A 19,978-nucleotide genomic window follows, 5' to 3' on the forward strand; every position below is an offset into this window, starting at 1 on the left:
ATAAAAGTGAAAAAAATGCATTTTTTTCTAGACAAGACCCTATCTCATCATTAGAATGCGCGCAATTTGCCAAAAATTTGCTTAAAAACTCATTTTGGCATTGATTTAGATCGTGAAATCTGAATTAATATGCAAAAAACGTGATTTATTATTCTCCGGAGGGTGTTTTGATTAAGTCAGCTATATTGGTTCTGGAAGACGGAACCCAATTCCACGGGCGTGCTATCGGTGCAGAAGGCGCTGCAGTTGGAGAAGTCGTTTTCAACACGTCGATGACCGGATATCAAGAAATAATTACAGACCCTTCCTATTCCCGCCAAATTGTTACTCTCACTTATCCCCATATTGGTAATGTCGGCACTAATACTGATGACGAAGAATCCCCAAATGTTCATGCACAAGGCTTAATCATTCGTGACTTACCATTGGTTTACAGTAACTTCCGCGGGCAAGAAGGGTTATCCGAATATCTAAAACGCCATAATGTCGTGGCGATTGCGGATATCGATACACGTAAATTAACACGTTTACTGAGAGAAAAAGGCGCTCAAAACGGTTGTATCATTGCGGGTGATAACCCTGATGTTGCACTCGCATTGGAAAAAGCGCGTAGTTTTTCAGGTTTGAATGGGTTGGACTTGGCAAAAGAAGTCTGCACTAAAGAGATTTATAACTGGTCCCAAGGTTCATGGACGCTGGAAAATGGCCAGCAAGGCGCGAAAACTGCGGAAGAACTCCCTCTACATGTTGTTGCTTATGACTTCGGTGCAAAGCGTAATATCTTACGTATGTTAGTTGACCGTGGTTGCCGTTTAACGGTGGTGCCAGCAACTACACCAGCAGAAACCGTATTGGCGATGAACCCCGATGGTATTTTCTTATCGAATGGCCCTGGTGACCCGGCTCCTTGTGATTATGCAATCAAGGCAATTGAAACATTCTTAACCACAGAAATCCCAGTATTTGGTATTTGTTTAGGGCACCAATTACTCGCTTTGGCCAGCGGTGCTAATACCATGAAAATGAAGTTTGGCCATCATGGTGCTAACCATCCAGTTAAAGATTTAGACAAAGATGTGGTGATGATTACGGCGCAAAACCATGGTTTTGCGGTTGATGAATCGACACTTCCCGACACACTGCGCGTGACTCACAAGTCACTGTTTGATGGAACATTGCAAGGTATTCACCGTACGGATAAACCAGCATTTAGTTTTCAAGGCCACCCAGAAGCAAGCTCAGGGCCACATGATGCGGCAAATTTATTCGACCATTTCATTGAATTAATTAATGAATACCGTCAAAACACACCTCGTCAAAACGCACAATAATCGGGAGCAAAAAAATGGCAAAACGTACAGATATAAAAAGTATTCTGATTTTAGGTGCCGGCCCAATTGTGATTGGCCAAGCATGTGAATTTGACTATTCAGGTGCCCAAGCGTGTAAAGCACTGCGTGAAGAAGGTTACCGCGTAATCTTAGTCAACTCGAACCCTGCGACTATTATGACAGACCCAGAAATGGCGGATGCAACTTACATCGAGCCGATTCACTGGGAAGTTGTGCGTAAAATTATTGAAAAAGAGCGCCCAGATGCAGTATTACCGACCATGGGGGGCCAAACCGCATTGAACTGTGCGCTCGAATTAGAGCGTAAAGGCGTTTTAGCCGAGTTCGGTGTCACCATGATTGGGGCGACTGCAGATGCAATAGATAAAGCAGAAGATCGCCAACGTTTTGATAAAGCAATGAAAAAAATCGGCTTGGGCACTGCACGCTCAGGTATCGCACATAATATGGAAGAAGCATTTGCTGTTGCCGATGCGGTAGGCTTTCCCTGTATTATTCGCCCATCATTTACGATGGGAGGTACCGGTGGCGGTATCGCCTATAATCGCGAAGAGTTTGAAGAAATTTGTACTCGCGGTTTAGATTTATCCCCGACTAACGAATTATTGATAGATGAATCGCTGATTGGTTGGAAAGAATACGAAATGGAAGTTGTCCGCGATAAAAAAGACAACTGTATTATCGTTTGTTCCATTGAAAACTTCGATGCCATGGGGATCCACACAGGTGACTCTATCACCGTAGCACCAGCTCAAACACTGACTGATAAAGAATACCAAATCATGCGTGACGCATCGATGGCAGTATTGCGTGAAATCGGCGTTGAAACAGGTGGCTCTAACGTTCAATTTGCGGTAAACCCTAAAGATGGGCGCTTAATTGTTATTGAAATGAACCCGCGGGTTTCGCGTTCATCAGCGCTTGCCTCTAAAGCAACAGGCTTCCCAATTGCAAAGATTGCGGCAAAATTAGCCGTGGGCTATACCCTTGATGAGTTAATGAATGATATCACTGGTGGCCGTACCCCTGCATCATTTGAACCTTCCATTGATTACGTTGTGACAAAAATTCCGCGCTTTAACTTTGAAAAATTTGCGGGCACGAATGACCGACTCACAACGCAAATGAAATCAGTTGGTGAAGTGATGGCTATCGGTCGCACATTCCAAGAATCAATGCAAAAAGCGTTACGTGGGTTAGAAGTGGGCGCAACAGGCTTTGACCCGAAAGTAGCCCAAGAGGACCCTGAAGCTCTGACTCGTATCCGTCGTGAATTAAAAGATGCTGGTGGAGAGCGTATTTGGTTTATTGCGGATGCATTCCGTGCGGGGCTTTCTGTTGATGGTGTTTTCAATTTAACCAATATTGACCGCTGGTTCTTAGTGCAAATCGAAGAACTGGTACGTTTAGAAGAAGAAGTGGCTGAATTAGGTATCAATGGCCTGACCAAAGACTTCTTACGTGTACTCAAACGGAAAGGTTTTGCAGATGCCCGTTTAGCTAGTCTAGTCGGGGTTTCTGAAGCAGAACTGCGTAAATTACGTCAAGGCTATGATTTACATCCTGTATATAAACGTGTTGATACCTGTGCGGCAGAATTTGCAACAGATACGGCTTATATGTATTCCACTTATGAAGATGAGTGCGAGTCAAACCCAAATAATGCTAAACCGAAGGTGATGGTATTAGGCGGTGGGCCAAACCGGATTGGGCAAGGGATTGAATTTGACTATTGCTGCGTGCATGCATCTTTAGCGTTACGCGAAGACGGCTATGAAACCATTATGGTCAACTGTAATCCTGAAACCGTTTCAACTGACTATGATACATCAGATCGCCTCTATTTTGAGCCAGTGACACTGGAAGACGTACTTGAAATTGTGCGTATCGAGCAGCCAAAAGGCGTGATTGTGCAATATGGTGGTCAAACACCATTGAAATTAGCGAGAGCGTTGGAAGCTGCCGGTGTTCCTGTTATTGGTACGAGCCCAGATGCCATCGACCGCGCAGAAGATCGTGAACGTTTTCAGCAGGCCGTTAATCGCTTGAACTTGAAGCAACCACAGAACGCAACTGTCACAGCGATTGAGCAAGCAGTTGAAAAAGCAGCTGTTATTGGCTACCCACTGGTTGTTCGTCCATCCTATGTACTAGGTGGCCGAGCAATGGAAATTGTATATGACGAAATCGATTTACGTCGCTATTTCCAAACCGCGGTAAGTGTTTCTAACGATGCGCCAGTGCTACTTGACCGTTTCCTAGACGATGCGGTTGAAGTTGACGTAGATGCGATTTGTGACGGTGAGATGGTACTGATCGGCGGTATCATGGAACACATTGAGCAAGCAGGTGTGCACTCTGGTGACTCCGCATGTTCTCTACCTGCTTATACGCTTAGCCAAGAAATCCAAGATGTAATGCGTGAACAAGTTCGTAACCTTGCCTTTGAGTTACGTGTACGTGGCTTGATGAACGTGCAGTTTGCAGTCAAAAATAATGAAGTTTACTTAATTGAAGTCAATCCACGTGCGGCAAGGACTGTGCCTTTTGTCTCTAAAGCAACGGGTGTGCCATTAGCGAAAGTTGCAGCGCGTGTGATGGTAGGGCAAACCTTGGCACAGCAAGGGGTGACGGAAGAGGTTATTCCACCATATTACTCTGTGAAAGAGGTGGTATTGCCATTCAATAAATTCCCTGGTGTTGACCCAATTCTTGGGCCTGAAATGCGTTCAACAGGCGAAGTAATGGGCGTCGGCCGGACATTTGCTGAAGCCTTTGCTAAAGCGATGTTAGGCAGTAGCTCGACGATGAAAAAATCAGGCCGTGCACTGTTATCTGTTCGTGAGGGAGATAAAACTCGCGTGGTTGATTTAGCTGCTAAGCTGTTAAAACACGGCTTTGAGCTGGATGCTACTCACGGCACTGCGATTGTGTTAGGAGAGGCTGGTATTAACCCACGCCTCGTCAATAAAGTTCATGAAGGTCGTCCACACATTCAAGATAGAATTAAGAATGGTGAATATGATTACATTGTGAATACCACCGCAGGGCGTCAAGCCATTGAAGACTCAAAATTAATTCGTCGCAGTGCATTGCGTTATAAAGTCCACTATGACACGACGTTGAATGGTGGGTTTGCCACTACGATGTCGCTCAGTGCAGACCCAACCGATACAGTAATCTCTGTACAAGAAATGCATGCATTAATTAAGTAATAATTTAACGTTATCTATATAAGCCTCAGTATTCAATCTACTGGGGCTTTTTTATTGCTATTCTATAAAGCCATCTCCTGACGAGAGAGAAATTGTCTGCTGATATAATGGATAAGATGGAATTTTAATAAAAAGTGCAAAGTGGTGATTGACTCTCACGTAACGTGAGGCACTAACCTTAGTCGCAATTACAGGAGGAACATATGCTATTTCAAGTTGGTGAGATCGCGGAAAAAACAGGATTAACCGTCCGTACACTTCATCATTATGAAGAAATTGGCTTATTGGTACCAACTGCAAGAACCGATGCAGGTTATCGGCTTTACAACATGCAATGCATAGAGCGTTTAACGCAAATTCAATTGTTACGGCAAGTTGGAGTCAAACTGAAAAACATCGGTGAATTACTGGATGGCCAGAGTGGAGATATGACGAGTTTGCTGCAAGAGCGAATTGCATTATTAACGGAACAAATGGAGCAAATGGCGACATTACGTAATCGATTAGAGCAATTACACAGGCAAATGCAAACGGGGAATACTTTAACTCAGGCTGATTGGTTTTCTGTATTGGAGATGATGTCGATGTTTGATAAATATTTTACCCCTCAAGAATTGGAACAATTGCCATTATATACGGCGCATACGCTGAAAAACCAAGAGTGGCAACAGCGCGTAGCAACGGTAAGCAAGCTGATGGAACAAGGTGCAACACCTCAATCTACAGAGGTGCAACAAATTGCACATGAATGGATGACAGCGTTAGAAAGAGATACTGGAGGAAACCCTGATTTCTTTGCACGACTGAATCAAATTCATTTATCGGATAACACGTTAGCTTATTCATCAGGCATTTCTGTCGCAATGATCCAATTTGTTGCAGAGGGTTTTAGTGAATACCAATTATCACTGTTTAAACCCCATTTAACCGCGGAGCAATTTGCTTTTGTTCAGCAACATTATTTTGCTTCAGGGCAGGTGTGGCCTGAGTTAATTGCGGGTTTATATAATGCATTAAAAGCCCAAAAATCCCCAGATTCACCTGAAGTACAACAATTAGCACAAACATGGTTAACGATGTTCAACCAGTTTACGGGGGGAGATCCTGAGCTACAAGAGAGAATTCGGGCTATTTATCGTGAAGATCCCAAAATTTCTCAAGGGACATGGATGACTGCAGAAATTGGTCAGTACTTATTTTCTGCTATTAGTAGTTTGATGACTGAATAAACCAAATGGCCGCTGACTAGCGGCCATTTGGTTGTTGACAAAGCGGGATAAAAGCGTGGTTTTTCCCGCTTTGTGTTATCAGCCGAAAATCAATAAATTGATTTTCCTAGTTTATTTTCAAAACCTATTCGACTTGCCTCCAAACATAATATGTTTGTCAGCAGTCTGAATGGCCGCTGACTAGCGGCCATTGTTCAGTCATATTATGATTTCTCTTTGCTACTCGAGAGTGCTTTGCGGTGTTTCCAGTACATTACAATTGAGCCAATTAGGCCACTAATCAGTAGGATAACTGGGATAATCATCAACGCACTAATCACAATTTGCTCGTGTTCTTTCACAAAAGGAATTTGGTTTAGGGCATACCCTAAGGTGACAATCAAGCCAACCCATAACAAACCACTTAACCAGTTAAAAAACTGGAAACGGCGGTGGCTTAATTCAGATAATCCAGCAAGCAAAGGTAATATCGTTCTGACAAATGCAAGAAAGCGCCCTATAAGTAGCGCGTATAAACCTTGCTTATTAAACATATTGTTTGCTTTGGTGTGATATTCCTCAGGGATTTGCGCTAACCAGCGCTTCACAACCTTAGTTTCACTTAACCATCGGCCTTGCAGAAAACCCAACCAGCAACCTAAACTGGCTGCGGTTGTTAGCAATAATATCGTGGGTATAAAGTGCAAAACCCCTTTGGCAATTAATGCACCAGAAAGGATCAACAAGGTATCACCGGGTAAGAAAGCGGCGGGAAGGACGCCATTTTCTAAAACAATGACAACAAAAAGTACGGTATAAATAACCCAAAGCACTTCAGGGTTGGAGAGTTTAAGGAAATCGTGGTGCCAAAGTGCCAGTACGATTTCGCGTAGGACTTCCATAATCATTCCTGTATCTGCGTAAAAGCGAATTTCTTTATTATCTATATTACAGGAAAAAAAGGGTTCAAGTTTGATTTGTTTGAAGAATTAATCATTTAGTGGAGAAATTGCAGGAAACATTTAACGCAGCTCCTGCAATTAATATATTGATTTTTAATTTAAATTCTTTCGAAAGCTAATTGTAAATCGTGAATTAAATCATCGGTGTGCTCTAACCCGATATGCACTCGGAAGAAGGTTCCTTCTTTTGGTGAAAAATCATACTGCCGCATATTGAGTAAATCTTCTTTTTGGTATCCCAAAATCAGCGACTCAAAACCACCCCATGAATAACCCATTTTAAAATGATTAAAATTATCAAGAAAAGCGGTAAATTGCTCAGTGGTTAAGCGTGATTTTAGTTGGAAAGAGAAAAGGCCATTAGCACCTGTAAAATCACGGATAAAGAATTCATGGCCCGGTGAATTCTCAAGTGCAGGGTGAAATACCTGTTCAACTTCAGGACGTTGTTGTAACCAGTTAGCGACTTGTAAGCTATTAATTTGATGCTGTTTTAAGCGAGTCGGTAATGTATGTAGTCCTCGATTAGCCATATAAACGGTGTCTGGATCAGCGGTTTGGCCTAAGAGATATGAATTTTCGCGCAATGTTTCAATACAGCGTTGGTTTGCCACAGCAAGGCCGAGCATACCGTCGGAATGGCCATTGATATATTTAGTTGCTGATTGGATTGATACGTCAACATCAAATAATAAAGGTTTAAGTAAAACACCAGCAGCCCAAGTGTTATCAATCATAATCACAATTTCAGGGGATTTCGCACGTATTGTCTTTACGATTGTCGGTAAATCATGAACTTCCATGGTGATAGAACCGGGGGACTCCAAGAATACAATACGCGTATTGGGCTGAATTAAATCAGCGATACCTGTTCCGATGAGTGGATCAAAATACGTGGTTTGGATATTTAACTTAGTGAGAATATTGTCGCAAAAATTTTGAGTTGGGTCATAAGCTGAGCCTGTAACAAGGATATGTTCGCCAGCAGAAATAAACGACAAAATGGCATTTGTGATAGCTGCTGCGCCTGATGGGTAAAGGACGCATCCAGCACCTGATTCTAATTCTGTCATGGCCTCTTGAAAAGCGAAATGAGTTTGCGTACCACGGCGTCCATAAAATAGTACGTTATTTGCACGATGGCGAGTTGCATGTCGTTTTTCTTCAAGCGTATCAAAAATAATAGAAGAAGCTCGTTGAATAACGGGGTTTACTCCTTTTTGTGTGTATTTAGGGTTTCGCCCAATATGAACTAATTGTGTTTCAGGTTTTATGTCTGCCATGATTTTTCCCTACACAGGATGTGAACTAGTTAAACTCAAAGGTGATTTATACTAAGACGTTAAATGATCCTGATAGAAATGTAACCTGAGTATTCTTCAACTTTCAATTCATAGGTAAGTCTCATTTTCTCAGGTTGCGTATGAACACTTAATTGAGCTATGAATTATTAAGGAAAATAACCGCATAATAGAGAAGGACATGTTTGTCTAAACGCAAAAAAATATAAAAAAATCGCGAATACTAATGATAATTACTATCAATTCGCGCTGTGTTTGATATCATCAGCACCGTCTTTTTGAAAAGAGACGGACAGCGCGAGTCAAATTTCGCTTTTAAAGGTTAGTCGATGAATGGCACAATCATCGATATGAATTTTATTATACAACACTAAAAAGAGAGTAAAGGCCAACTGATGCGTAAACTAACAGCTTCTATTCTATTGGCGTTCGGCTTGATGGGGACGGCAGCAGTCGCTGAAACCACACCTGCAACAACACCAGCTGCGTCTCAAAATACACCATCAACACAACCGGCAGTAAACCCGGCTGCACCAACAACAACACCAAGTGCTGAAGTTGCATCAGTACCTGCTGAGCCTGCGCAAGGCGAAGCCGTGAACACAACAGTTGTTAATGAAAATATTGAAATTGCAACAGAAGCACCGACAGGGGGTTTTGATCAAGACTTATCTGTTTGGGGAATGTACCAAAATGCAGATAACGTGGTTAAAACCGTTATGATTGGTTTGGTGATTGCTTCTGTTATTACATGGGCTCTATTTTTCTCAAAAGGTTTGGAAATATTAGTCGCTCGTCGTCGCTTAAAAGCAGAAGCAAAAGCGATTGCTGAGGTAAAATCACTTGATGAGGCGGTCAGTATCGCAGAAGGCTTCAAAGCAAATAGCATTACTCGTATGTTATTAAATGAAGCTGTTACTGAGCGAGCTTTATCAGCGAATAGCTCTGATTTATCAGGCACAAAAGAGCGCACATCATTCCGTTTAGAAAGAGCTGTTGCTACGATTAGCCGTTATATGGGGCGTGGTAATGGCTATTTGGCGACTATTGGTGCGATTTCTCCATTTGTCGGTCTATTTGGGACTGTCTGGGGGATCATGAACAGCTTTATCGGGATTGCCCACTCGCAAACGACTAACCTCGCTGTTGTTGCCCCTGGTATTGCAGAAGCATTATTAGCGACAGCAATTGGTCTTATTGCCGCTATCCCTGCGGTTGTGATTTATAATATTTTTGCCCGTATGATCAACAACTATCGTGGTCAAGTAGGGGATGTCGCTGCTCAGTCCGCATTGTTACTGGGGCGTGATCTTGATCTGGCAAATAGCAAAGCAAGGTAATTATTATGGCAATGCGTTTAGGTGACGAACAAGACGATAGCGGTGAAATGCATGAAATTAACGTAACACCTTTTATTGATGTTATGTTGGTTTTATTGATTATCTTTATGGTTGCGGCACCATTGGCAACAGTTGATATTAAAGTCGACTTACCCGCCTCGACAGCGAAGCCGCAGCCGCGTCCTGAAAAACCTGTATTTCTAACGGTTAAATCGGATAGCCAGCTTTTTATTGGTGACCAAGCTGTGACAAAGGAACAGCTTGCTTCTACACTTGACCAAGCAACGAGTTCCAATAAGGAAACAACAATCTTTTTCCAAGCGGACAAGAGTGTTGATTATGAAACTATGATGGATGTAATGAATGCATTGCGTCAATCAGGGTACTTGAAGATTGGTTTAGTGGGAATGGAAGCGACATCATCCTCAAAATAAGCGAATTACATCGTATAAACGCGTTTTATCGTTAAAGGTAAAACGCGTTTTTTATTATCTAACCATACCATTAAGATAAGTTCGTGTCTTACTAACCTCCCTTAGGTACTATTTGTGAAAATCCAAGCGCATTTATTTATCTAATTAATTTTTTTTTAAAGAATTTTATTCTTATTTGACGCTTTTTATTCGCAATTTGATAAGGTAGCTTGACCATTGTGCCCATTTTTTTACTCTATTTTGGATGTTTTCGCTTGTATTCCCGATAAGTAATAAATATTTTCATTAATTTTTATAATGAATTATTGTGTGTTCTTCCTTTCTTATCATAGTAATTTCTATTGATATTACCTTTTTTTCTACCTACTCATTAGTCATATTGATTCATTTTCTTAGTTTTTTAATTCATAAATACGAGTTAAATAACCTATTAATTCTGGTTATTTTATCAATGACAATGCAATAATGATGTAAAACTTTATTAAAAATAAACCATGTTACCAATAAGGATTTATATAAGTATTATTTTTAATCTATTTTTGTATATTCCCTTATTAATAGGGCGGTTATTTAATAAAAGAGAGATTGGTCAAAAAATGATTGTTTATCATAGGTCTGGTTGTTTTTATTTTTAATTTTTAGGTTGATAAATCTTAATTACGTAAATACTACTAATAAATTATAATGAAAAATATGTTAATTTTATTAATGTTAAAAAAGTTTTATTATTCCAGGGAATATATTTTTAAAGCTAATTTATATATTTAATTAATATTAAATTTATTTTTAAATTTGAAATGAATTCTTTTTTATAAAAAATGTAAATTGTTTGTAATATCTTAACTATAGGTTAAATATTTTGCCTTATTCTTATGTTTTTTCTGTATCTTTTTGATTTGAATTGATTTTATGTTTTATTCTGTATCTTGTCATGAAAATGAAAAAACACTTGCGCAACAAAAGTGTTGCGCTATATTGCAACCAATAACATTTAGAAACACTTTTAAATACTTTATTATACTGAGTTATCTATTTTTATAATTTACTTATGCTAGGGAATCAATAAGGCCAATGCTAATTTGGAAATAATACAAAGTTAGTGAACGTTTAGGCCTTTGTATTAAAAATAGTTATAATTACTTAACAAGTAGGTCAGCTAAGTGAACGTATTTATACTGTGAGATAAGTGTTATTACTGGAGTCAAATGGGCTGACTACAGACTACGCATAGCAAGCGTCGCCGTAATAAGGCAATTTCATATTATACTCTTCTATAGATAAAATAAGACTACACTTCCAGCGTTATCATTGAGATAGCGCTTTTTTTTATTCCCATCTATTTCTTTAAATCTGAGTGTGCTCAAGATCAATCTGTCTCTCGTTTTATGATGAAATAACTTCACGAAAAAATTTATCGGAGTATGATGTTGCCACTTCGCTGTGGGGATCGATATAAATACTTATAACGATAATTATACAACGGCGAATTTCTCTGCCAAGGTCTGGCGTGAATGAATTGGAAGTAACAATGACTTGGTCTGATTTTAAATCTCGCTATCTCATCGGTTTTTGGAAACCATTACCTGCAGTTATTGCCGCAGGTATCTTATCAACCTATTACTTTGGCTTGACCGGCACATTCTGGGCGGTCACGGGTGAGTTTACGCGTTGGGGCGGGCACATCATGCAATTATTTGGTGCAGAGCCAGAGACATGGGGCTATTTTAAAGTTATTGGTTTTGAGGGTACACCTCTGGATCGTATTGATGGCGTGATGATCATTGGTATGTTTGCAGGGTGTTTTGCCGCTGCATTATGGGCCAATAATATTAAATTACGAATGCCTCAGCATCGGATACGTATTTTTCAAGCTATTTTAGGCGGTATTATCGCTGGATTTGGTGCTCGTTTGGCGATGGGGTGTAATTTAGCTGCATTCTTTACTGGTATCCCTCAATTTTCATTACACGCGTGGTACTTTGCTGTTGCTACTGCGGCAGGGTCATATTTTGGTGCGAAATTTACACTAATGCCAATGTTTCGCATCCCTGTGAAACTGAAAAAAGTCAGCACCGCATCGCCGTTAACACAAAATCATAATGTGGCGAAAAGACGCTTTAAACTAGGAATGGTGATTTTCACATTAGCACTAGCTTGGGGTTTTTATACTTTATTAGACTCCCCTGTGATGGGTTTTGCTATCTTATGTGGTATTGGCTTCGGGCTACTGATTGAAAGAGCGCAAATTTGTTTTACCTCTGCATTTCGTGACCTGTGGATCACCGGACGCACACATATGGCTAAAGCTATCATTATTGGTATGGCAGTCAGTGCAATTGGTATCTTCAGCTATGTACAGTTAGGCGCAACGCCAAAAATTTTATGGGCTGGGCCGAATGCAGTGATTGGTGGATTACTGTTTGGCTTCGGTATTGTGCTTGCCGGTGGTTGTGAAACGGGCTGGATGTACCGCGCGGTCGAGGGCCAAGTCCATTATTGGTGGGTAGGTTTTGGTAATATCATTGGTGCTACGGTGCTGGCTTATTACTGGGATGATTTAGGTCCTTGGTTGGCGACTGATTTTGACAAAGTTAATTTACTTGAAACCTTTGGACCAGAAGGTGGATTGCTAGTCACTTATGGATTATTAGCGGTCGCATTTGTGTTGATGTTGGTCTGGGAAAAACATTTTTTCCGTAAACGTTCTCAAAAAGCATCTAATGTATCCGTGGAGGTAATATGAGTAATAAAGACATTATCCCTGATTATCGTTTAGATATGGTCGGAGAACCTTGCCCATATCCAGCAGTAGCAACACTAGAAGCAATGCCATCGTTGAAAAAAGGCGAAATATTAGAAGTGGTAAGTGACTGCCCGCAGTCGATTAATAATATTCCTCTAGATGCGAAAAACTACGGTTATACGGTGTTGGATATTCAGCAAGATGGGCCGACTATTCGTTATCTTATCCAAAAATAACGGATACGCGTCATATTTTGCCCTGTCGCGGTGTTGGCTTCATGCGTTAGCCCTAGTCACATACTTGTGTATGCTCCTAGGTTCTAACGCATTTGCCGCTTTGCGACAGCACAAACTATTTAGCGTATTGGTATTGGTCATACTTCGTGCTGTAGCGTTGTTGACTGCACTTATAGGCTTACTCTTCTTGTTCTTGCCAATTAGTAATATCTAGGACCAGCTCGCATTCATCATCCATATAAGCGCCTGTTGGTACAAAACCAAGTTTTTTGTAGAACTCAAATGGGCTTTCTTCCCCTTCACCACAGCTATTATAAAGGCGTGGGTATCCTTTTCTTTTTAAATAATGGATGACTTGAACTAGGGCTTCACGGCCGAATCCCAGCTTTTGGTAGGGTTCAGCAATCATAAAACGCCAAAGCATAATACCGTTATATTCTAATTCATCATCATCTAACCCAGAATGCAGCATGATGAAACCGACAGGGACATCATCGGCGTAAATGCCTCGATACCATGCGCAATCAGAAAACTGGGCTTCCACCATGGAATAGGCATTGTCAGCCACCATATTACGTTGTGCTTCACTAAGCGTATGACTTAGTAAGCAAATTTCAGAAAAATTATCGGCGGTGACTTTTTGTAGGGTAACCAGTGAATTTTCATCTAATTCAGGTTCGATGAGCTCTTTCATAACATTTCCTTCGACAGAATATTGACCATAATCATCAGTGATGGGCTATTTTTATTATTGTTGTTGAACATAATTAAATATTAGAAATTTGCGATATGGATATAAATCAATCAACCAGAGATTTCACTACCAGTCAATGACTTAATTGTGGCTATGTAAGCGGGATCTAAAAAGTGATGGCAACTTACTTAAGTGTGAGTTGCCATTGTGAGGGCGATAGAGGGGATAGAAACAAATTAGTGCTCGGCTTCGCCACCTAATACATCAATCAAGCGAGCGATTAATGCACTAAGTTCACCTGTCATTAATACGTAATCAGCATCAAATTTTTGTGCGTAGTCTTCTTTAGCGATGTCGTCATTTTGGTCTTTTAATGTATCGCTAAATTTGAGGCGCTTCAGGGAACCATCATCAGATAACATGAACTGGATACGCTCTTCCCAATCCAAGGCCAGTTTGGTAACGAGTTTACCGGCTTCAATGTGGGTGGCAATTTCATCAGAAATGAGTTCTTGCTTCTTACAGCGGATAATACCACCTTCTTCTAAGATAGCTTTTAGCTCCGCTTCATCCATGACGGCAAAACCTTGTGGTAATGAGCCCGAACGGATCCATTCAGTGAGTGTTAGCTCTATTGGGTCTTTAAAAGTCAGAGGGACGACAGGTAAGGAACCTAAGCTTTTGCGGAGTAAGGCTAAATTGTCTTCAGCGCGTTTTGCACTTGCGGCATCAACAATAATTAATTGATTTACTGTATCAATCCAAATGTAGGTTTTACTGAATTTACTGAATGCACGAGGAAGGAGTGAGTGAACAACTTCATCTTTTAGTGAATCTTTTTCTGTTTTCTTCAGCTTACGGCCTTGGTCAGCTTCCAATTTTTCGATTTTATCCTGCAATTCTTGCTTAATTACAGGAGATGGCAGCATTTTTTCTTCTTTTTTAGCACAGATAAGAATTTGGTTACCCGCTGCATGTGTCAATGCATCACCACCATTCATAGGGGAAACCCAGCCAGTTTGCATCATATCTTGGCTACCACAAGGGTGATAGGCGAGGGCGGCAAGCTGTTTCTCTAAATCATCTGCGGAGAGTGCCAAATCCCGATTCAGGCGATAGACCAATATATTCTTGAACCACATGAAAAACCTACCTTTGTTAATAAATAGCCAGTTAGAGCAGGGGGCTATGATAGCGAATTGTCTGTTATTAAGCGAAAAAAAATGCGCTGTCGTTGAGGGCTGCTATCATTTCATTAGTTAACTATTGATAATACCCCTCAAAGCAAGCCATGATAGCTATAGAAGCCCTGACATAAAAACTTTAAATAGTAGAGAACATCATAATGAGAATAGGTATTGACCTTGGTGGAACCAAAATTGAAGTTATTGCATTAGATGACAGTGGCAATACTTTGTTTCGTAAACGTATTCCAACACCTCGTGGTGATTATGACGCGACACTTAAAGCGATAGCAAGTTTAGTGGCAGATGCAGAAACGGCGACTGGGTTGTCAGGTAGTGTTGGTGTGGGGATCCCTGGAACATTGTCTCCTGTGACTGGTAAAGTTAAAAATGCCAATTCCACATGGCTTAATGGTAAACCGTTTGATGCCGATTTAAGTCATCTATTAAACCGTGAAGTAAAAATGGCGAATGACGCTAATTGCCTAGCTGTTTCAGAATCGGTTGATGGTGCAGGTGCGGGTGAGAAGGTCGTGTTTGCTGTTATTATCGGAACTGGATGTGGTGCAGGAATTGCAATAAATGGGCAAGTGCATTCAGGGGGAAATGGCGTTGCAGGGGAATGGGGTCATAACCCTCTACCATGGCAAGATGAGCAAGATAGGCAATTTCTAGTAACAGAAAACTGCTATTGCGGGCTGACAGGTTGCACGGAATTGTTTGTCTCAGGCACAGGGTTTATGGCGGATTACGCGAAAATGTCAGGAAGCCAAAAAACGGGGATGGAAATTGTCGAATTAGCACAATCAGGTGATAAATATGCCAAGATCGCACTGGAAAATTACCTCAACCGCCTCGCAAAAGCCCTCGGACAAGCCATTAATATGTTAGACCCAGACGTGATAGTGCTAGGGGGCGGAATGAGCAATGTCGATTACTTATATGAAGCGTTGCCAGCAAGGATCCGCCAATGGGTATTTGGTGGGGAGTGTGATACGCCTATTCGTAAAGCGGTGCATGGCGATTCGAGTGGGGTGCGCGGAGCCGCTTGGCTATTTTCGTCCTAATTTACGCTGTAGCGTTGTTGGCGGCGCTTGGCTACTCGGGTCACATACTAATGTATGTTCCTATCTTTTCGTCATACTTCAAGCTGTGGCTGCGTTGGCTTCATTCAGTCACTCTAGTCACATACTTATGTATGTTCCTTGAGATGACCTCATTTTTCCGCCTTGCCACAACTTGAATTATTTAAAAAAAATGTAGTTTACTTTGAGGAGAAAACGACAAATTATCTTATTTTCGCCTAGTCATGGTACACATAAGTTAGAAAATAATATTGATATTTTAATGCTTAAATAATCATCTTTTTTTACTTAAATTAAATTTTAATTAATTGAAGATGATCTAATAAATATATTTATTAAATCAAATTTGATAAGTAAGATTGATTATTTTATTTATGTAACGAATTGTGGTTTTTTAATCAAAATAAGTTTACTTTGTATTAAGTGATATAAATCACAATTCTTTTTTTACTTCAAAAAATATTCACAATACCTCGACAAGATAACTTCAATTGTTTTGGGTGAATTTGTCATCATTAATTTATTTTTGTGAGCTATATAAAAATCAAGCCCAATAAAAAGATGAAAACCGTGATTTAGTCACAAAAAATGGTTAGTGTTTGCAGTGTATTATCATTAAAAATTGACGTCATGCACATAGTGTAAAATTTTAACGCTATTTTTGTTGTTTATTTGTTCAATTTTACAGGATAGGTACTCAAATTTGAGAGGCAATTTTCTCTCAATAATGGCAACTAAGGGGATTACATGAATAAAGTATTAAAACTTTCAACACTTGCTATGTTAGTCGCATTTAATGCGAACGCAGCAACAGTTGATTTACGCGTAATGGAAACATCGGATGTTCACAGCAACCTCATTGATTTTGACTATTATAGAGACAAGCCGACAGAGCAATTTGGTTACGTTCGTACCGCGACATTAATTAAAGCCGCTAAACAAGAAGCGACAAACTCAGTATTAGTGGACAACGGAGATTTAATCCAAGGTAGCCCATTAGCAGACTATATAGTAGGTGAAGGTTTAAAAGACGGTGAATCTCACCCTGCACATAAACTTTTAAATACTATGGGTTACACCGTAGGTAACTTCGGTAACCATGAGTTTAACTTTGGATTAGAATTCTTACATAAAGCTATTGATGGCGCAAAATTCCCATACATTAACGCTAATATTATTGATGCGAAAACGGGTAAAAACTACTTTAATCCATACATTATTGTAGATACACCGGTTAAAGATAGAGACGGTAAAACGCACACTATCAAGATTGGTTACATTGGTTTTGTTCCCCCACAAATTCTTATTTGGGATAAACCAAATTTAGAAGGCAAAGTTTTAGTTAATGACATTACTGAAACTGCGAAAAAATTTGTACCACAAATGAAAAAAGAAGGTGCGGATTTAGTTGTTGCTATTCCTCACTCTGGTTTTTCTCAAGAGCCATATAAAGCAATGGCTGAAAACTCAGTTTATTACCTCAGTGAAGTCCCAGGTATCGACGCTATCATGTTTGGCCACTCACACGGCGTGTTCCCTAGCAAAGATTTCAGCGATATCAAAGGTGTTGATATTGCAAAGGGAACAGTTAATGGTGTACCTGCGGTTATGCCAGGACAGTGGGGTGATCATTTAGGTGTGGTTGATTTAGTGGTCAATAATGATGATGGCGCGTGGAAAGTGGTTGATGCAACAGCTCATGCACGCCCTGTCTATGATAAACCAAATAAGAAAGCCTTGGTTGAGCGTGATGGCGACCTAGCAAAAATTATTGAACAAGAACACCAAGATACTCGTAAGTTTGTCGGAAAACATATCGGTAAAGCATCCGAAAATATGTACAGCTACTTAGCATTGGTTCAAAGCGACCCAACTGTACAAATCGTGAATGATGCTCAAATCGATTACACCAAAAACTTTATTCAAGGTGACCCTGACCTCGCAGATTTACCAGTTCTTGCAGCCGCAGCGCCATTTAAAGCGGGTGGACGTAAAAATTCACCGACTGAATTTATTGAAGTCGAAAAAGGTGATTTAACTTTCCGTAATGCTGCTGACTTATATTTATATCCAAATACATTAGTTGTAGTTAAAGCCACAGGTGCGGATGTCGTCGAGTGGTTAGAATGTTCAGCCGGGATGTTCAATCAAATCAACCCACAATCAACAGCACCACAAAGCTTATTGAATTGGAATGGTTTCAGAACTTATAATTTCGATACAATTAGTGGTGTAAATTACCAAATCGACCTGACTCAGCCAGCGAAATACGATGTTGATTGCCAAACAGTCAACAAAGATGCTAACCGAATCAAAAACGTAACCTACCAAGGTAAACCGATTGATCCAAAAGCAACTTTCTTAGTGGCAACGAATAACTACCGTGGCTACGGCGGTAAATTTGCTGGAACAGGTGATAATAATGTTGCATTTGCATCACCGGATGAAAACCGTTCTATTTTAGCGGCTTATATTGCTAAAGAGTCTAAAGATAAAGGACAAATTGCGACTAAAGCGGCTAATAATTGGTCATTCACTCCAATTAAAACAGACAAAAAACTGGATATTCGCTTTGAAACTGCACCAAGTGAAAAAGCAGCAAAATTCATCAAAGAGAATGCGCAGTATCCGATGAAACAAGTCGGTACTGATGATATTGGTTTCGCTATTTATCAAATAGATTTAACCGAGAAGTAATCTGAACACATTGATATCATTCAAGCCTACCTACGGGTGGGCTTTTTAGTGGCTAAATAATGTGTTTAAGAGGTACTTTTTAGAGGGGAAAATAGTGCTCGGAATATTAAGACAATTTTTACATTAAATATTCCGAGCAGTTATGATTAAGGTAACCATTATGGAGCTACTCATAAAAGACATTTAACATAGGTAACTTAGTGTGTTTATCATACTCAACTTTCACATATTCAGATTCTACCTTTTGGCCATTTTTTAAAGAACCAGTTATTGAAACATCTTTACCTTTTCGGTAACACGTAATATTCACTCGCTCTTTATGTTCAACCTTAACTGAACATTGTGGCTCATAGATATAACCTGTAAATGTAATTGTACCTCCTGATGAATTATTACTTGCATAGGTGAAAGAACAACTTGAAATGATTATAGCAACAACAGATGTTAGTAAAGATAAACCTTTCATAGTCCACCCCCTTAATAACACTTACACGATGGAACGTGTTTTTGTGCTCTCACTTTTAGTGTAGTTCAAATATCTATAATGCAAAACTAAAAATGAAAATATACTTAGAGTTTAGTAGGGTGATTGGCTAATGAATTGATAAATATCAACTTATGTAGTTGTCAAATTTCGCATGTTCAATTAATAGTCAGACGGTAACACGAGTGTAATAATAATAGTATAATTGTAAATATTTCTTTTTATTTCGATAAACTATTTTGAATAAATATGTTTTATTGAGGGTGCGGATTAATTTAGAATAAGTTATAAGTTAAAACTATGATCATCATTGGTGATGATATTGAATTATTCACCTTGATTATATCAAATAAATAAAATCCTCTCGTAAATATATTACGAGAGGATTATTTAAATTCTTAGTATTCTAGTTTATTTGAAAACTTTGAAACGAACATCGTCGTCCATAAAGTCTTTATCACCAGCGGGTGCATTAATCGAACCAAATACCATTTGAGCGCGTAATATCCAGTTAGCTGGTACATTCCATGTTGTTTGAACGTCATTATCAATCAGTGGATTGTAATGTTGCAAAGATGCACCGATATTTTCTTGTGATAATGCTGTCCAGACTGCAAATTGTGCGATACCACTGGCTTGTTCAGACCAAATTGGGAAATTATCCGCATATAAAGGGAATTGTTCTTGTAAACCTTTTACGATGTTTTCGTCTTCAAAAAACAGAATAGAACCAGCCCCTGCAGCAAAGCTATCAATTTTTTGTTCTGTTGAAGCGAAGGCTTGCTCAGGAACAATTTTACGCAGTGCTTCTTTAGTCATATTCCACAATTTTTTGTGTTCAGCACCAAATAAAATTACGACACGAGATGTTTGTGAGTTAAATGATGATGGTGAATGTTTAACTGCTTCTTTAATTAATTTCGTGACGTGTTCTTCTGATACAGGTAAAGCATCGCCGAGGTTATAAATGGTACGACGATTTTTAATCATTTCGATAAATGCGTTAGACATTTTAGTCTCCTAGCTTTTCATTAGCGCACGGC

General features: G+C 39.7%; 15 protein-coding genes. 9 read left to right on the top strand and 6 right to left on the bottom strand.

The window, feature by feature from the left end; translation table 11 throughout:
- Positions 1-167 precede the first annotated feature (167 nt).
- The 3 genes from carA (at position 168) to P3L44_RS03295 (ending at position 5,796) form a co-directional block, all read left to right on the top strand.
- Positions 168-1,331 (top strand): glutamine-hydrolyzing carbamoyl-phosphate synthase small subunit, encoded by a 1,164-nt coding sequence (carA, locus tag P3L44_RS03285; RefSeq protein ID WP_180359518.1) that lies wholly within the window; start codon positions 168-170, stop codon positions 1,329-1,331.
- A 14-nt stretch (positions 1,332-1,345) separates the two neighbouring features.
- A complete protein-coding gene (carB, locus tag P3L44_RS03290) occupies positions 1,346-4,567 on the top strand; it encodes a carbamoyl-phosphate synthase large subunit (protein WP_004905617.1) in 3,222 nt (1,073 codons plus the stop codon).
- A 203-nt stretch (positions 4,568-4,770) separates the two neighbouring features.
- Entirely contained in the window at positions 4,771-5,796 is a 1,026-nt protein-coding gene (locus P3L44_RS03295; RefSeq protein ID WP_272661680.1) for a MerR family transcriptional regulator, read from the top strand.
- Between the two features lie 203 nt (positions 5,797-5,999).
- On the opposite strand, the gene P3L44_RS03300 is transcribed toward P3L44_RS03295, so the two are convergent.
- On the bottom strand, positions 6,000-6,677 hold the full coding sequence (locus tag P3L44_RS03300) for a DedA family protein (RefSeq protein ID WP_004905610.1): 678 nt from the start codon (positions 6,675-6,677) through the stop codon (positions 6,000-6,002).
- Between the two features lie 158 nt (positions 6,678-6,835).
- Positions 6,836-8,020 (bottom strand): cystathionine beta-lyase, encoded by a 1,185-nt coding sequence (metC, locus tag P3L44_RS03305; protein WP_140172083.1) that lies wholly within the window; start codon positions 8,018-8,020, stop codon positions 6,836-6,838.
- A gap of 413 nt (positions 8,021-8,433) precedes the next feature.
- Between metC and exbB the strand changes: the two genes are divergently transcribed.
- The 4 genes from exbB (at position 8,434) to yedF (ending at position 12,791) form a co-directional block, all read left to right on the top strand.
- Entirely contained in the window at positions 8,434-9,378 is a 945-nt protein-coding gene (gene exbB, locus P3L44_RS03310; RefSeq protein WP_272661679.1) for a tonB-system energizer ExbB, read from the top strand.
- Positions 9,379-9,383: 5 nt separating this feature from the next.
- The gene (gene exbD / locus P3L44_RS03315; RefSeq protein WP_094961939.1) at positions 9,384-9,812 is read left to right on the top strand and encodes a TonB system transport protein ExbD; all 429 of its coding nucleotides are present in this window, start codon (positions 9,384-9,386) and stop codon (positions 9,810-9,812) included.
- Positions 9,813-11,340: 1,528 nt separating this feature from the next.
- Positions 11,341-12,555 carry a selenium metabolism membrane protein YedE/FdhT gene (yedE, locus tag P3L44_RS03320; RefSeq protein ID WP_004905600.1) on the top strand — a complete coding sequence of 405 codons (1,215 nt, stop codon included), beginning with the start codon at positions 11,341-11,343 and terminating at the stop codon, positions 12,553-12,555.
- Positions 12,552-12,791 (top strand): sulfurtransferase-like selenium metabolism protein YedF, encoded by a 240-nt coding sequence (gene yedF / locus P3L44_RS03325; protein WP_004905598.1) that lies wholly within the window; start codon positions 12,552-12,554, stop codon positions 12,789-12,791. The genes yedE and yedF overlap by 4 nt, the downstream gene beginning before the upstream one ends.
- Positions 12,792-12,969: 178 nt before the next feature.
- Here the strand turns inward: yedF and P3L44_RS03330 are convergent, their stop codons facing one another.
- A complete protein-coding gene (locus P3L44_RS03330; RefSeq protein WP_004905596.1) occupies positions 12,970-13,485 on the bottom strand; it encodes a GNAT family N-acetyltransferase in 516 nt (171 codons plus the stop codon).
- Between the two features lie 236 nt (positions 13,486-13,721).
- Entirely contained in the window at positions 13,722-14,627 is a 906-nt protein-coding gene (gene rdgC / locus P3L44_RS03335; protein WP_004905595.1) for a recombination-associated protein RdgC, read from the bottom strand.
- A gap of 203 nt (positions 14,628-14,830) precedes the next feature.
- On the opposite strand from rdgC, the gene mak reads away from it, so the two are divergent.
- Complete coding sequence (gene mak / locus P3L44_RS03340) at positions 14,831-15,736, top strand: fructokinase (RefSeq protein WP_140172086.1); 906 nt, start codon at positions 14,831-14,833, stop codon at positions 15,734-15,736.
- Positions 15,737-16,501: 765 nt separating this feature from the next.
- The gene (locus P3L44_RS03345) at positions 16,502-18,451 is read left to right on the top strand and encodes a bifunctional 2',3'-cyclic-nucleotide 2'-phosphodiesterase/3'-nucleotidase (protein ID WP_004905590.1); all 1,950 of its coding nucleotides are present in this window, start codon (positions 16,502-16,504) and stop codon (positions 18,449-18,451) included.
- Between the two features lie 166 nt (positions 18,452-18,617).
- Here the strand turns inward: P3L44_RS03345 and P3L44_RS03350 are convergent, their stop codons facing one another.
- Positions 18,618-18,917: a type 1 fimbrial protein gene (locus P3L44_RS03350; protein WP_094961944.1), complete on the bottom strand. Its 300-nt coding sequence runs from the start codon at positions 18,915-18,917 to the stop codon at positions 18,618-18,620.
- A gap of 429 nt (positions 18,918-19,346) precedes the next feature.
- Positions 19,347-19,946 (bottom strand): nitroreductase family protein, encoded by a 600-nt coding sequence (locus P3L44_RS03355; RefSeq protein ID WP_004905586.1) that lies wholly within the window; start codon positions 19,944-19,946, stop codon positions 19,347-19,349.
- Positions 19,947-19,978 lie beyond the last annotated feature (32 nt).

The organism is Providencia sp. PROV175, assembly GCF_032707045.1.
GTDB classification, from domain to species: Bacteria; Pseudomonadota; Gammaproteobacteria; order Enterobacterales; family Enterobacteriaceae; genus Providencia; species Providencia hangzhouensis.

Coding starts and splice junctions, on each gene's coding strand:
- carB (WP_004905617.1), top strand. CDS start 1,346: ATGGCAAAACGTACAGATATAAAAAGTATTCTGATTTTAGGTGCCGGC.
- P3L44_RS03295 (WP_272661680.1), top strand. CDS start 4,771: ATGCTATTTCAAGTTGGTGAGATCGCGGAAAAAACAGGATTAACCGTC.
- P3L44_RS03300 (WP_004905610.1), bottom strand. CDS start 6,677: ATGGAAGTCCTACGCGAAATCGTACTGGCACTTTGGCACCACGATTTC.
- metC (WP_140172083.1), bottom strand. CDS start 8,020: ATGGCAGACATAAAACCTGAAACACAATTAGTTCATATTGGGCGAAAC.
- exbB (WP_272661679.1), top strand. CDS start 8,434: ATGCGTAAACTAACAGCTTCTATTCTATTGGCGTTCGGCTTGATGGGG.
- exbD (WP_094961939.1), top strand. CDS start 9,384: ATGGCAATGCGTTTAGGTGACGAACAAGACGATAGCGGTGAAATGCAT.
- yedE (WP_004905600.1), top strand. CDS start 11,341: ATGACTTGGTCTGATTTTAAATCTCGCTATCTCATCGGTTTTTGGAAA.
- yedF (WP_004905598.1), top strand. CDS start 12,552: ATGAGTAATAAAGACATTATCCCTGATTATCGTTTAGATATGGTCGGA.
- P3L44_RS03330 (WP_004905596.1), bottom strand. CDS start 13,485: ATGAAAGAGCTCATCGAACCTGAATTAGATGAAAATTCACTGGTTACC.
- rdgC (WP_004905595.1), bottom strand. CDS start 14,627: ATGTGGTTCAAGAATATATTGGTCTATCGCCTGAATCGGGATTTGGCA.
- mak (WP_140172086.1), top strand. CDS start 14,831: ATGAGAATAGGTATTGACCTTGGTGGAACCAAAATTGAAGTTATTGCA.
- P3L44_RS03345 (WP_004905590.1), top strand. CDS start 16,502: ATGAATAAAGTATTAAAACTTTCAACACTTGCTATGTTAGTCGCATTT.
- P3L44_RS03350 (WP_094961944.1), bottom strand. CDS start 18,917: ATGAAAGGTTTATCTTTACTAACATCTGTTGTTGCTATAATCATTTCA.
- P3L44_RS03355 (WP_004905586.1), bottom strand. CDS start 19,946: ATGTCTAACGCATTTATCGAAATGATTAAAAATCGTCGTACCATTTAT.